Here is a 12,920-nt window from a genome sequence, read left to right as displayed (position 1 = left end):
TATGTTGGTTTCTATAACGTCAATCGATTGATTTAAGAGTTCTCTGTTGCCATGTCTCAGCGCCGTGACACGCTAAAAAATTCCGAGCAAGAGCTGCATATTTTCCGTGTCAGGGCGCTACTTGCCGTTTTAGTGGTTATTGCCCTTACCAGTCTCCTGGTAGGGCGTCTGGCTTATCTTCAAATCGTTCAGCATGAGATCTATACGACACGCTCGGAAAAAAACCGTGTGCGGGTCGAGCCGTTGCCCCCTAACCGTGGCCTGATCTATGACCGAAATGGCGTGCTGCTCGCTGAAAATCGCCCCACCTATAACCTGACGCTGGTACGTGAGCGTGTTGATAATCTTGAGGATACATTAGCGTTACTGGTCGAGCTTCTGGAACTTCCCGAGGAGGATATCGAGGCGTTTAATGTGCGCTCTCGCCAGCGTCAGCGTCCTTTCCAACCAGCGCTTTTGATGAGTGATCTTAGCGAGGAGCAAATCGCGCGCCTAGCGGTGAATCGTCATCGCCTGCCGGGTGTTGAGGTCGAAGCACAGCTTCTGCGTTACTACCCAGATGCCGAAGTGATGGCTCATACGCTGGGTTACGTGGGGCGAATCAATGCTGAAGAGCTGCAAACGTTGGATGCAGGGCGCTATGCAGGCACGCATTTTATCGGCAAAACAGGTGTCGAGCGATTTTATGAGGAAGAATTGCACGGTCAGGCTGGGCTTCGTAAGGTAGAAACCAATGCCCGCGGACGCGTATTAAGGGAGCTGGGGCGAACAGACCCTGTACCGGGTGAGAACCTGGTACTCACCATCGATAAGTCGCTGCAAACGCTAGCGTATGAGCTGATGGACGGCCGACGCGGCTCGATTGTGGCGATCGTGCCAGCCACTGGTGAAATCCTGGCCATGGTGTCAACGCCCGGATTCGATAGCAATCAATTCGTCACCGGTATTGACGTTGCCTCTTACCGCGCCCTGCAGGAAGACCTGGATTTACCGCTGTTCAACCGCTCCATTCGCGGACACTATCCACCCGGCTCGACAATCAAGCCCTTTCTGGCGCTGGCGGGGCTTGCTGAAGGCGTTATCACGCCAGATAGTACAATCAATGACCCCGGCTACTATCAGTTGCCCAATGACTCGCGTCGTTATCGTAATTGGCTGCGTTGGGGGCACGGGCGGGTGGATCTGGAGCGCTCGCTGGCTGTGTCCAACAATACCTATTACTACACCCTGGCCCACGACCTAGGTATCGATAAGCTCCACGAGCGGATGAGCGGTTTTGGTTTTGGCCAGCGGGTTGCTCACGATGTGCAGGGCGAAAGCAGTGGCTTAATGCCCTCGCGAGAGTGGAAGCGGGAGCGTTTCAACCAGCCCTGGTACCCTGGAGAAACTCTGTCTGTGGGTATCGGGCAGGGGTATTGGCAGGTGACCCCGCTGCAGTTGGCCAGCGCCACGGCGGCGCTGGCCAATCGCGGTCATTGGGTAAAACCGCGTCTGGCGCTGGAAATTGGTGATGAACCGGTCCCCCATGATTTGCCCAACACCCTGGACGATATTCACATTGAGAATGATGCCTGGTGGGATCGGGTGTTCAGCGGCATGGAAAAAGTGATTAGTGGCAGCGAAGGCACTGCCCGGCGAACCGGGGTTGGGCTTGAGTACCGCATGGGCGGCAAGTCAGGCACTGCCCAGGTGTTTTCACTTGGCCAGGACCAGCGTTATAACGCTGATGAGCTTGAAGAGCGCTTGCGGGATCATGCGCTGTTCATGGCCTTTGCGCCGATTGAAGATCCACAGATTGCTGTTTCGGTGATTGTTGAAAACGCAGGCGGGGGCAGTACTCACGCGGCCCATCTGGCGCGCGCGATGACCGATGCGTGGCTTTTGAAAGATGAAGCTCCAAACGCTGACGATATTAAAGAAGTTCTCGAAGTAGATACCGCCAACGTGGAGGGCGACTGATTTATGGCCTGGCAGACCCTGACGCGTCCCTTGCGCCGCCATCCTGTTCGCCCACCTGATAGTGGTATCGCACGGCGCAAGAGTATTTGGGAGCGTATCCATCTGGACCCGTGGCTATTGGGGTTCCTTGTAGTGCTAATGGCAGGTGGTCTGCTGGTTCTCTACAGCGCTTCTGGTCAGCGAATCGAGTCTGTGATCGCCCAAGCTATGCGCTTTGGTTTTGCCATAGTGGTTATGGTATTTCTAGCTCAGCTTTCACCTACCACTTTCCTGCGCTGGGCGCCATTCGCCTATGGGGTCGGCGTTGCCATGCTGTTGGCGGTGGAGATTGTCGGCGATATTGGCATGGGGGCCAAGCGTTGGCTGGAAATTCCCGGCGTTATCCGTTTTCAGCCCTCTGAAATGATGAAGCTGGCGGTGCCATTGATGGTGGCCGCCTATTTGAATCGGTGCCAGCTCCCGCCGCGGATAAAAGACATTGTGATATGCGCGATTATTATCGGCCTGCCGGTCGTGCTGACGGCCATTCAGCCTGATCTGGGCACTTCATTACTGGTAGCAAGTGCCGCTGTTATTGTGGTGCTGCTGGCGGGGCTGTCGTGGCATCTTATTGCGTTTGTCATAGCGCTATTATCCGCATGCGTACCGTTACTGTGGATGAATATGCATAATTATCAGCGCCAGCGGGTGCTAACTTTTCTCGACCCTGAAAGCGACCCGCTGGGTTCCGGATGGAACATTATTCAATCGACAACGGCGATTGGTAGCGGCGGGCTCTGGGGTAAGGGCTGGCTTGAAGGTACCCAGTCGCAGCTGGAATTTCTGCCTGAACGGCATACCGACTTTATCATCGCGGTACTAGGCGAGGAGTTTGGGCTTGTTGGCATGCTGGTGTTGCTGGCGCTGTACCTGATGATTGTCGGGCGAGGGATATGGCTTGCCGCCTCTTCACAGGATACATTTGGACGACTTTTTGCAGGCAGTATTATCCTGACCTTCTTTATTTACGTATTTGTGAACGTGGGAATGGTCAGTGGCATTCTGCCCGTGGTGGGGGTGCCGCTACCGCTGGTCAGTTACGGCGGCACCTCTAGCGTGACCTTGTTGGCTGGGTTCGGTATTCTCATGTCCATCCATGCCCATCGTCGGCTGTTGCCACGTTGATGCCTCGATAAATACGACGCGTTTTCAAAGGAGTGGTGAGTTGATGAACAGGGTCCGAAATAAAGCTGGCGGTTACTTTATCGCCGCGCTACTGGTGTGTTCAGCCCCCGCTGTTCTAGCCGAGGTAGAGCATTCGCCAATAGACCTTCAGGAGAATGAGCGCGTTCAGCAGTTGATAGATGAGCTGGCCGCGCAAGGTGTGCCAGAGAAATGGCTGCAGAATACTTTTGCTGAGGCCACTTATTCCCAAGGCGTGCTTGATGCCATGGAAGGAGCGGCGGAGCGCCGTCTACGCTGGTTTGAGTATCGCAACATATTTCTAAACCAGCAGCGCATCGAAGAAGGTGCTGCTTTTATGGAAACCTATGCAGATACCTTGGCCCGCGCAGAGGATGTTTATGGTGTGCCGGGGAATGTCATTACCGCCATTATTGGCGTAGAGACCTACTATGGCCGCCATAAGGGGCAGCACCGCGTGTTGGATTCCTTGGCAACGCTGGCCTTTTATCATCCCAGCCGCGGCAACTTTTTCAAAGGCGAGCTGGCAGCATTCTTAAAGATTGCCTATGAGCAGGAAGTTGATCCTGTAGCGCTTTATGGTTCCTATGCAGGTGCCATGGGCTACCCGCAGTTTATTCCAACCAGCTACCAGGCTTATGCTGTTGATTTTGATGACGATGGATTTCGTGATCTGTGGGAAAACCCAGTCGATGCCATTGGTAGCGTAGCTAACTATTTCGCCGAACATGGCTGGCAGCGCGATGGTGCCATTTATCACGAAGCAACCGGGCCTGACGTACTTCCCGAAGCTTTGGCATTTAATCAAACGTCGGCACCCAGTATCACTATTGCTGATGTGAAAGCCGCTGGTATTGAGCCTGAGCAGCCGCTTGCCGATGAATTGCCCGTTGTGCCTCTAGCGCTGGAAGTGGATGAGGAGCACATGCGTTACCGGTTGGGCGAGAATAATTTTTATGTCATTACGCGCTATAACCATAGCCACCTATATGCCATGGCGGTAACGGAGCTAGCCGAGGCCATCCAAAGCCAGGTCGAGGAGCAGGGATGAAGATGTTGCAAACAGTGACATGGCGGGTAGGCAGTGCCATTGTCCTTATGGCCTTGATCAGTGGGTGCGCTAGCCGTGAAGCCCAGCAGGCGGATGCTCCTTCTCAGACCAAGCCTACTGCATCCACCACCAGTAGCGGTGCAGGTACCAGTGGCGGCCGCTATGCCATGAATGGCGATGCGTATCCCGTTGAGCCGCCGGACGTATCTAGCGTGCCTGATGCCGAGCCGCGTATTGAGCCGCTCTCTCGGGCGGGCAATCGCCCTACCTATGAAGTATGGGGCAAAACGTACCATGTAATGCCTGATGCCTCAGGCTATGCCAAACAGGGCACCGCTTCCTGGTACGGCGAGAAATTCCACGGCTATGCAACTTCTAACGGTGAGATCTATGACATGTACAAAATGTCAGCAGCCCATCGTTCGTTACCGCTGCCTACGTTTGCCCGTGTTACCAGTCTGGATAACGGCCAATCCGTGATTGTGCGGGTTAATGATCGAGGGCCTTTTCATAGCGATAGAGAGATTGATCTTTCCTATGCCGCCGCTGCACGTTTAGGAATATTGGATAATGGCACCGGGCATGTGAAGGTCGAAGTGGTTGATCCGGCGCTCTGGTTGGCCGAGCGCGGCAGAGCACCAGCAGAAGCAGCACCTGTCGCTGCTAGTACGCCAGCGGCGGCTGCGGCCGGTGAACAGCCCCGCAGCGTACCTGCGCCTCAGGCAGCGCCTGTACAGCCAGCTTCATCGTCTGCTACGCCCTCTGGCAATGAGGCGGAAGGGCCCATTTATCTACAGATTGCCGCCTTGGGTAGCGCTGAGGGGGCGCAGCAGCTTCAACAGCGTTTGGAAAACGAATTACCCCATGGGGTGCGTGTGATGAGCGATGCGAACGTGCATCGTGTTCAGGTGGGGCCGGTTGGGCCTGCTCAAGAAACGCGAGCGCGTGAAGAACTCCGCCAAGCAGGCTTCCCTCAAGCCTTTATCGTGAGATAATTCACTTTTTATACTCTTGGTGCCTGGCGCCGATTTTTGTAAGCGAGATGTTAGTGATGAATGTATTTATGTCGATTCGCCGATCTGCCCAATTCTGCCTGTTTGCAGCCATAACGGCGCTTGCGCTGCCGGCTGCGGCTCAAGAAATACCTCAGCCCCAGCCGCAGACGATTATTCCAGCTGCTCCTCAGCTTGCTGCCAGCTCCTGGATATTGATGGACGCCAACAGCGGACGCATCTTGGCCGAGCACAATTCGGATGAACGTTTGGCACCGGCAAGTCTAACTAAACTGATGACCGCTTACTTAGTGGAGCGTGAGCTTGATCGAGACACCATTCAGCTTGAGGACCTGGTTAATATCAGTGAAACCGCCTGGCGGACCGGTGGCTCGAAAATGTTTATTGAAGTGGGCAACCAAGTCCGCGTAGATGACCTGCTGCACGGTATTATTATTGTGTCAGGCAATGACGCAAGTGTAGCCATGGCTGAGCATCTGGCAGGTGGAGAAGCCCCTTTTGCTGATCTAATGAACCAGCATGCGGCACGTTTGGGAATGGAAAATACGCATTTTGAGAATGCAACAGGTCTTCCAGGCGAGAATCACTACTCGACGGCTCGTGATATGGCACTACTTTCGCGCCATATTATTAATGATTACCCTGAGCATTATGCCATCTACTCGCAGCGTCATTTCTCTTATGGAGGAATCGACCAACCTAACCGTAACCGCCTGTTGTGGCGTGACCCTTCCGTTGACGGCCTAAAAACTGGCTGGACAGACGCTGCAGGCTATTGCCTTGTATCTTCTGCCGAGCGCGACGGTATGCGGCTTATTTCTGTAGTCATGGGCACTAACTCAGAAGAGGCGCGGGCTCAGGAAACTCAGAAGCTCTTGAGCTATGGCTTTCGCTTTTATGAAACCATGAAGCTTTACGAGCGTGGTGCCGTACTTGCCACCCCGCGCGTATGGGGCGGTGACAGCAATGAGCTGCGTGTGGGCGTGAACGAAGAAGTCTACATGACATTACCGCGCAACCGTAATGAAGAGCTGCGCGCGCGTCTTAATCTGCATTCAGATTTACAGGCGCCCATCGCTATTGGCGATGATGTAGGAACACTGGAAGTGTATTTGGGTGAGGAAATGGTTGGGGAGCGTCAATTGGTCGCCTTAGAGAACGTTGAAGAGGGTGGCTTGTTCAAGCGCCTCTTTGATCAGGTTCAGCGTTTCTTCAGCGGACTGATTGCCAACTTTACCGATTGATCTGTCCGGCCCGGGCGTCGCCCGGGCCAAATTTTATGTTAAGCAGAGGGTCAAAGATGAAAAAGGGTACCCCAAAAGGGTTTCGCGACCTGCGCGAGCCGGTGGCGCCAGAAGCGCCCAAAATCACCTTCCCCTGTGATTACTCCTTAAAAGTGGTCGGGGATGCCGCCGAAGATTTTCCTGCCTGCGTATGTCAGATCGTGGTGCGGCATGCGCCGGATTTTGATGAGTCAACGCTTCAGGTGGTCGATAGCCGTACCGGTCGTTTTCAGTCGGTGCGTATTACCATCCGCGCTACCGGCGAACAGCAGATAAGCCAATTGTTTGATGAACTGAAGGCAACCGGCCGTGTACACATGGTGGTCTAGATGAGCGCCATAGCACCTATTGAACTGCACTGCCTGGGGCGTAAGCCTTACCTGCCCGTTTGGGAGGATATGCGAGCGCTGACGGATACGCGGGATAGCCAGACGCCGGATCAATTTTGGTTGGTTGAGCACGACCCGGTCTTCACTCAGGGCCAGGCGGGTAAGCCTGAGCATTTATTGATGCCTGGCGATATACCCGTGGTACAGACCGACCGCGGCGGCCAGGTGACTTACCATGGACCAGGGCAGGTCGTACTGTACCTGCTGCTGGATGTAAGGCGCAGTAAGATAGGTGTGCGAGACCTGGTTTCCGCGCTTGAGAATGCGGTGATTGCGCTATTAGCCGGTTATGACATTGAGGCGCATGCACGTCCGGATGCACCGGGGGTCTACGTTAAAAGCCTGATGGGGGAGGCCAAGATTGCCTCGCTGGGCCTGCGTATCCGCCGCGGAGCAAGTTATCATGGCGTAGCGCTTAACGTGGATGGTGATCTGTCTGCGTTTCAGCGCATCAACCCATGCGGCTATGCCGGTATGGCGGTTACCCGGCTGGCGGACCTGGTGACATTGCCCCGCGAGCATCAGGTGGGCTGTCAGCTGGCATCGGCACTAGCATCGCAGTTGAATCGAGAGCTGGTAACCATGGATGCGGCGGATTAGCCAATCGCATGATAATTAATAAGAAAACGCCGCCGCAGTGCTTAACATTGCGGCGGCGTTTTCTTGTCAGCCGTAAGTAGAGCTTAGCCAACGTTCAAGGCGGGAATAATGTTCGGGTCAGGCTCTTCTTGTCCAGGTACCTTGGCTGGAGAAGCAAGGCCTAAATTGTTCTTCTCGAATACCCGGTCAGCACGATAGCTTGAGCGAACAAGCGGACCTGACGGCACTTCCATAAAGCCTTTCTCAAGGCCTATTTCACGATAACGATCAAATTCCTCAGGGCTCACCCAGCGCTCAACAGGCAGGTGATTTTTCGTGGGGCGCAAGTATTGGCCTAATGTCACGATATCCACACCGATCTCGCGAAGATCATCAAACGTCTGCAGAATTTCTTCGTCAGTCTCGCCAAGGCCCAGCATGATGCTGGTTTTGGTGATCACATCTGGACGGTGCTTCTTGGCATAGGCCAGGACATCCAGGGTCTTGCGATAACCCGCCCGCGGGTCACGCACACGACTGGTGAGGCGCTCAACGGTTTCAACGTTTTGGGCAAACACTTCAAGGCCTGAGTCCACGACGCGCTCAATGGCAGCAGGCTCGCCATCAAAGTCTGGCGTCAGTGCTTCAACAACTACCTCAGGTGTGCGCGCCTTGATAGCACGGATGCAGCTGGCGTAGTGCGTTGCGCCACCATCCTCAAGATCATCACGGTCCACGGAGGTTAAAACGATATAGCGAAGCCCCATCAGCTCTACTGACTTGGCGGTATTTTCAGGTTCTTCATGATCCAGCCAACCCTTGGGGTTGCCCGTATCTACCGCGCAAAACCGGCAAGCTCGGGTGCATACAGAACCCATTAACATAATGGTCGCGGTGCCATTGCTCCAGCATTCGCCCATATTGGGGCAATGCGATTCTGCACACACGGTGCTTAGGCGATGGGTGGCAACGTTGCGTTTGACTGCTTCAAAGCGTTCGCCACCGGGAATTTGGGCGCGTAGCCATTTGGGCTTGCGTTCAAGAGATGGGACTTCGGTCTGCACATTGCGCACCTTCATGCCATCCTTGATTACCGTCATGCCATGTTCGTTGCGAAACTTCTGACCGCTGGGAACACGCTGCGAGGGGGTGTTGCTCATGGGAATAGAGCCTCTCTACTGTGCGGCAGGCAGGGCTTATCACTAACAGGTAAGCGCTTGCCCCTCAAGTCATGCCGAATAATACGTTGCTAATTAATACGTAGGTAGTAGGTGTAATGTAACATATCTGGTGATTAACAAGACACTGTCGGGTTTTGCTATGGCGCTATCGGCAGGCAGGCCACGCCATGGCTCGGCAGCGGGCTTAAAGGTGCCTTGAAATGTTGCTGGTACTCCGGCAGGTGCTCACGAACAAAGCGCAAAAAAAGTTCAGCCACCGGGGTAGGAAAGCGCTCTCGACGGTAAACTGTGCACCAGGAACGGCGTATGGGAAAATCAGGTAGCGCCAGTTCAAATAATAACCTCTGTTCAAGCTCAAGGCGTACCGCCAGGCGAGGAAGCACCGCTACACCTAAATGTGCCATCACACCCTGCTTGATCGCCTCATTAGTACCTAGCTCAATGCGATGTAAAAGTGCCACTTTTTGAAAAGCCGCCAGCTGCTCAAATGCATTGCGTACGCCGGAGCCGGGTTCGCGCATCAGTACATAGTGGCGCGCAAAGTCCGCAAGGCCTGGGGACGGCGTCTCTAGCAAGGGGTGCTCCGGCCATACCACGGCTATCAGCTCGTTATCAATAATCGGCATGACCGTCAGGTGTTCATCTTCAGGCACCATGGCCATGATCACCAGGTCATCTTGCTGTTCCGCCAGGCGTTCAAGCGCCTGACTACGGTTGCAAACCTTGAGACGTACGTGAATATCCGGATAACGAGCGCGAAAGCGCGCCAGTATATACGGGACAATGTACTGCGCGGATGAAACAGCTGCCAGGTGCAGCTCTCCTGTTATCTTGCCGTTAATGTCGGACAAATTCATTTGCAGCCGTGAAAGCTGACCGAAAATTTCCCGAGTAGATAGCGCTAGCGTGTCGGCTGCGGGCAGCACATGCAGGGTTTTGCCTGCATATTTGAAAAGCGGTTGCCCCAGCGCCTGTTCAAGCTGACGGATCTGTGCACTGACGGCAGGCTGCGTTAATCCTAGCTGTTCGGCCGCGCGGGAGTAAGAGCGTTGGTAATGTACCGCTTGAAACACTTGTAGCTGGCGAAACGTCAAGCGGTTAAGCAGCGTAGGGGATGACATACATGACAACCTCTGAAGTATCGGCCTCAGGCGGCGAATGGCACGGGCGGCGTTATATACCGCTAGCGTCAAATGAAAATGCTATCACTGTTTAACCATGTTTGCCTGATGCAACGGTGAGTTACGCAAGCGGCATAAAATCGATAGCGCTAATCATCGACGTTAGCCAAGGAGTGGCCTAGACTATATTGCATCGCAGCATTATGGCTTTTGGGTTGATCGCCAACGCATTCCTTCTAGGGAGACCCTATGAATTTTCTTGCCAATCCACTGCTCGCCGCTAACCCGATGCTAAAGGTCTGGTCGGGAAAGCCGAATGACGCCGCAGCGTTACTGCCTGGTAGTGACATCTTGACCTCATTGATGGATCCTTTTGGAATTGGACGTGCCGCGACCGATTACTGGCGCGATAGCGTTGAGCGCAGCGTGCTTTATTGGGATGTAATGCGTGAGCGCGGCAATCAATACCTGGAGCATATGGAACAAACCAAACCCAATGTGCTGGGGTTTGAAACGGAAGTATTGGTGGATGGCCGTACGTTGCCTCAGCCAACCAACTATGAGTTGCTCCGTGTTTTGCCGCCGCAAGGTACGGTGATTGACCCTAAAAAGCGCCCCTTTGTTGTGGTTGATCCTCGGGCTGGCCACGGCCCAGGAATTGGTGGTTTCAAGCCTGACAGTGAGCTAGGCGTAGCCTTGAAGGCTGGCCACCCTTGCTATTTTATCGGTTTCTTGCCTTATCCTGAACCGGGGCAAACCGTTGAGGATGTCGTCGAAGCTGAAATCGCTTTTTTACGCCATGTGATCGAGCTTCATCCTCAAACCAGTGAAAAACCCATGGTGGTGGGTAACTGTCAGGCGGGTTGGCAGTTGATGATGGCCGCTGCGCTTGAGCCGGATGTGTTTGGCCCTATTCTAATTGCCGGCGCGCCACTCTCTTACTGGGCAGGCGAGCATGGCAAAGCGCCCATGCGCTATACCGGTGGCATGACCGGCGGTAGCTGGGTAACGGCGTTCACCAGTGATATAGGTAACGGATTGTTCGATGGTGCCTGGCTGGTACAGAACTTTGAGCGCCTGAATCCGGCCAATACCTACTGGAAAAAGCAATATCACCTTTACGCCAATGTTGATACCGAAAGCCGACGTTATCTCGACTTTGAGCGTTGGTGGGGCGGCCACGTGGTGCTGGGTGGCGAAGAGATCCAGTACATTGTGGATAACCTTTTTGTAGGTAACCGGCTGTCTACCGCGCAGTTGGTAACCCGCGACGGACGGCGTATTGATCTGCGTAATGTGCGTTCACCTGTTGTCGTGTTCTGCTCGCGTGGCGATGATATTACGCCGCCTCCTCAGGCATTGGGCTGGATTCGCGATCTTTACGAAGATACCGACGACATAATAGCCAACGATCAAACCATTGTTTACTGCCTGCACGACACCACTGGCCATTTAGGCATCTTCGTATCCGGCAGTGTATCGCGTAAAGAACATTCTGAATTTACCGCTAACATGGACTACATCGATGTGCTGCCGCCGGGGCTTTATGAAACAACGGTAACGCAGGCATCGGACAGCAGTGATGCCGCGCTTTATGAACGTGATTATCTGTTGGAATTTGCCCCGCGCAATTTCGAAGAGCTGGACCAGGAAGTGCATCACAATGTCGATGATGATCGGCGCTTTGCCACGGTTGCTCGTCTTTCAGAAATCAATCTAGGGTTGTACCGGATCTATGTGCAACCCTGGCTGCAGGCGGTCATGACTCCGGAAGCCGCACGCTTTATCCGCCGAATGCACCCTATTCGCTTGGGCTATAAACTGCTTTCGGATCGTAATCCGTTATCAGTACCGTTGCCGGTAATGGCCGAAGCTGTGCGTAAAAACCGTCATGAAGTGGGTTCAGACAACCTCTTCAAAGCACTTGAAACCATGGGTTCTGATAATATTGTCGCCTCCTTGAATGCTATGCGCGATTTGCGCGATAGCATCACAGAACGGTTGTTCATGGATATCTATGGCCAACCCTTACTGCAAGCGGCGGTAGGGCTTTATGGCGATGCACATGTGCACCGCAGGCGCCCAGGCGCCGAGCCTGAACATCGCCGCTTTTTGGCGCATCGCCAGAATGAGCTGCGCGAGCAGATTGCTCAAGGCGGGCCGCAGGAAGCTATCATGCGCTCGTTAATTTATGTGCTGGGCGGCGCGCCAGCAACTGACGAGCGCAACTTCAAGCGGCTGCGTGCGTCAAGAGCGGAACTGGAGTCGGGCATCAAACTGTGTGATTTCAAACGGCTGGTGCGCGAGCAGTTCTCCATCTTGAAACTTGATCGCGAGCAGGCCCTGAATACGCTGCCTGAGCTACTATCTGGGCAAAGTAGCAGCGACATAGATGCGCATATTAAAAACCTTGAACATGTATTTGCGGCAAGTGGTGAACTCTCAGAGCATGCTTCAGAGCGTTTTACGCAAATAAAAGCGTTGTTTGACAAGGCGCGCCCTGCCAAGTCTGTAACGGATAAATCTACAGCATCTGAACCTTCAACAGCCAAGTCAGGAGCAACTAAATCTAAAGCAACTAAGCCCGCCGCTACTAAGTCTGCACTAACCAAGTCAGCTACAGATAAGTCAGCTACAGCCAAACCAGCATCAGCTAAAGCGGCGTCTTCCAAGACAGCCTCTAAAGCGTCGTCGATTAAGGCTGATAGCAAGCCAAAAGCTAAAAAAGCGGAGGCGGGAGAAAAAGCAGCAGCAAGTACCACGGTAGATAATCCGGTAGTGACCAAGGCCATTGTTAAGCAAGGGCCGACTGAGAAACGGGTTGAAAAGAAAGAGCCGGATATGCATGCAAAGCCCGCTCCTAAGGCTGCTGATAAAAAGCCTGCTGAGTCTGCAAAGCCCGCAGCTGATATCGCCCACCTCAAAACGCCGCGCAAGCGCTAAACAGGTTTTTAGCTTATCTACGCCTCTGCTGATACGCAGGGGCGTTTTGTTTCTAGGATAATGGCGGGTTGCTGATCTGCAAGCGTCGGTCTAGTGTCTAGCTACCATGTATAAAAAAGTCAGGTTTGTTCTCTACCGTTCGGTTGCTACTGGCGCTTAGTCAAGGGCTGGGGTAGGGTAGGCGCATTTTTTCATCCGTATGTTTGTGTGGGGTGGCTA

The 12,920-nt window shown here is 53.9% G+C and carries 10 protein-coding genes; 8 read left to right on the top strand and 2 right to left on the bottom strand.

What is annotated here, in order from left to right:
* The first annotated feature begins 51 nt into the window (after positions 1-51).
* The 7 genes from mrdA to lipB are packed head-to-tail and all read left to right on the top strand — an operon-like array spanning position 52 to position 7,477.
* Positions 52-1,959 carry a penicillin-binding protein 2 gene (gene mrdA, locus ELY38_RS12885; protein ID WP_127062685.1) on the top strand — a complete coding sequence of 636 codons (1,908 nt, stop codon included), beginning with the start codon at positions 52-54 and terminating at the stop codon, positions 1,957-1,959.
* 3 nt (positions 1,960-1,962) lie between these two features.
* Positions 1,963-3,123, top strand: coding sequence for a rod shape-determining protein RodA (gene rodA, locus ELY38_RS12880; RefSeq protein WP_127062684.1), 1,161 nt, complete (start codon positions 1,963-1,965; stop codon positions 3,121-3,123).
* Positions 3,124-3,166: 43 nt separating this feature from the next.
* The gene (gene mltB / locus ELY38_RS12875; protein ID WP_127062683.1) at positions 3,167-4,192 is read left to right on the top strand and encodes a lytic murein transglycosylase B; all 1,026 of its coding nucleotides are present in this window, start codon (positions 3,167-3,169) and stop codon (positions 4,190-4,192) included.
* A complete protein-coding gene (locus ELY38_RS12870) occupies positions 4,189-5,187 on the top strand; it encodes a septal ring lytic transglycosylase RlpA family protein (protein WP_127062682.1) in 999 nt (332 codons plus the stop codon). Before mltB ends, ELY38_RS12870 begins: the two co-directional genes overlap by 4 nt.
* Positions 5,188-5,243: 56 nt before the next feature.
* Positions 5,244-6,449 (top strand): D-alanyl-D-alanine carboxypeptidase family protein, encoded by a 1,206-nt coding sequence (locus ELY38_RS12865; protein WP_127062864.1) that lies wholly within the window; start codon positions 5,244-5,246, stop codon positions 6,447-6,449.
* A 56-nt stretch (positions 6,450-6,505) separates the two neighbouring features.
* On the top strand, positions 6,506-6,817 hold the full coding sequence (locus ELY38_RS12860; RefSeq protein WP_127062681.1) for an HP0495 family protein: 312 nt from the start codon (positions 6,506-6,508) through the stop codon (positions 6,815-6,817).
* The gene (gene lipB / locus ELY38_RS12855) at positions 6,818-7,477 is read left to right on the top strand and encodes a lipoyl(octanoyl) transferase LipB (RefSeq protein ID WP_127062680.1); all 660 of its coding nucleotides are present in this window, start codon (positions 6,818-6,820) and stop codon (positions 7,475-7,477) included.
* 83 nt (positions 7,478-7,560) lie between these two features.
* Here lipB and lipA read toward each other — a convergent pair whose 3' ends face one another.
* Both lipA and ELY38_RS12845 read right to left on the bottom strand, forming a co-directional pair.
* The gene (lipA, locus tag ELY38_RS12850) at positions 7,561-8,616 is read right to left on the bottom strand and encodes a lipoyl synthase (RefSeq protein WP_127062679.1); all 1,056 of its coding nucleotides are present in this window, start codon (positions 8,614-8,616) and stop codon (positions 7,561-7,563) included.
* Positions 8,617-8,774: 158 nt separating this feature from the next.
* A complete protein-coding gene (locus tag ELY38_RS12845) occupies positions 8,775-9,758 on the bottom strand; it encodes a LysR family transcriptional regulator (protein WP_127062678.1) in 984 nt (327 codons plus the stop codon).
* Positions 9,759-10,007: 249 nt separating this feature from the next.
* Here ELY38_RS12845 and ELY38_RS12840 point away from each other — a divergent pair, with 249 nt between their 5' ends.
* A complete protein-coding gene (locus tag ELY38_RS12840) occupies positions 10,008-12,701 on the top strand; it encodes a DUF3141 domain-containing protein (RefSeq protein WP_127062677.1) in 2,694 nt (897 codons plus the stop codon).
* Positions 12,702-12,920: the final 219 nt, after the last annotated feature.

The organism is Vreelandella nanhaiensis, assembly GCF_003990185.1.
Taxonomy (GTDB): Bacteria; Pseudomonadota; Gammaproteobacteria; order Pseudomonadales; family Halomonadaceae; genus Vreelandella; species Vreelandella nanhaiensis.
This window is presented reverse-complemented; position numbering and strand designations above follow the sequence as displayed.

What these genes read in the sequence shown, in the direction of transcription:
- lipA (WP_127062679.1), bottom strand. Translation starts at nt 8,616, where the DNA reads ATGAGCAACACCCCCTCGCAGCGTGTTCCCAGCGGTCAGAAGTTTCGC.
- ELY38_RS12865 (WP_127062864.1), top strand. Translation starts at nt 5,244, where the DNA reads ATGAATGTATTTATGTCGATTCGCCGATCTGCCCAATTCTGCCTGTTT.
- rodA (WP_127062684.1), top strand. Translation starts at nt 1,963, where the DNA reads ATGGCCTGGCAGACCCTGACGCGTCCCTTGCGCCGCCATCCTGTTCGC.
- ELY38_RS12860 (WP_127062681.1), top strand. Translation starts at nt 6,506, where the DNA reads ATGAAAAAGGGTACCCCAAAAGGGTTTCGCGACCTGCGCGAGCCGGTG.
- lipB (WP_127062680.1), top strand. Translation starts at nt 6,818, where the DNA reads ATGAGCGCCATAGCACCTATTGAACTGCACTGCCTGGGGCGTAAGCCT.
- mltB (WP_127062683.1), top strand. Translation starts at nt 3,167, where the DNA reads ATGAACAGGGTCCGAAATAAAGCTGGCGGTTACTTTATCGCCGCGCTA.
- ELY38_RS12845 (WP_127062678.1), bottom strand. Translation starts at nt 9,758, where the DNA reads ATGTCATCCCCTACGCTGCTTAACCGCTTGACGTTTCGCCAGCTACAA.
- ELY38_RS12870 (WP_127062682.1), top strand. Translation starts at nt 4,189, where the DNA reads ATGAAGATGTTGCAAACAGTGACATGGCGGGTAGGCAGTGCCATTGTC.
- mrdA (WP_127062685.1), top strand. Translation starts at nt 52, where the DNA reads ATGTCTCAGCGCCGTGACACGCTAAAAAATTCCGAGCAAGAGCTGCAT.
- ELY38_RS12840 (WP_127062677.1), top strand. Translation starts at nt 10,008, where the DNA reads ATGAATTTTCTTGCCAATCCACTGCTCGCCGCTAACCCGATGCTAAAG.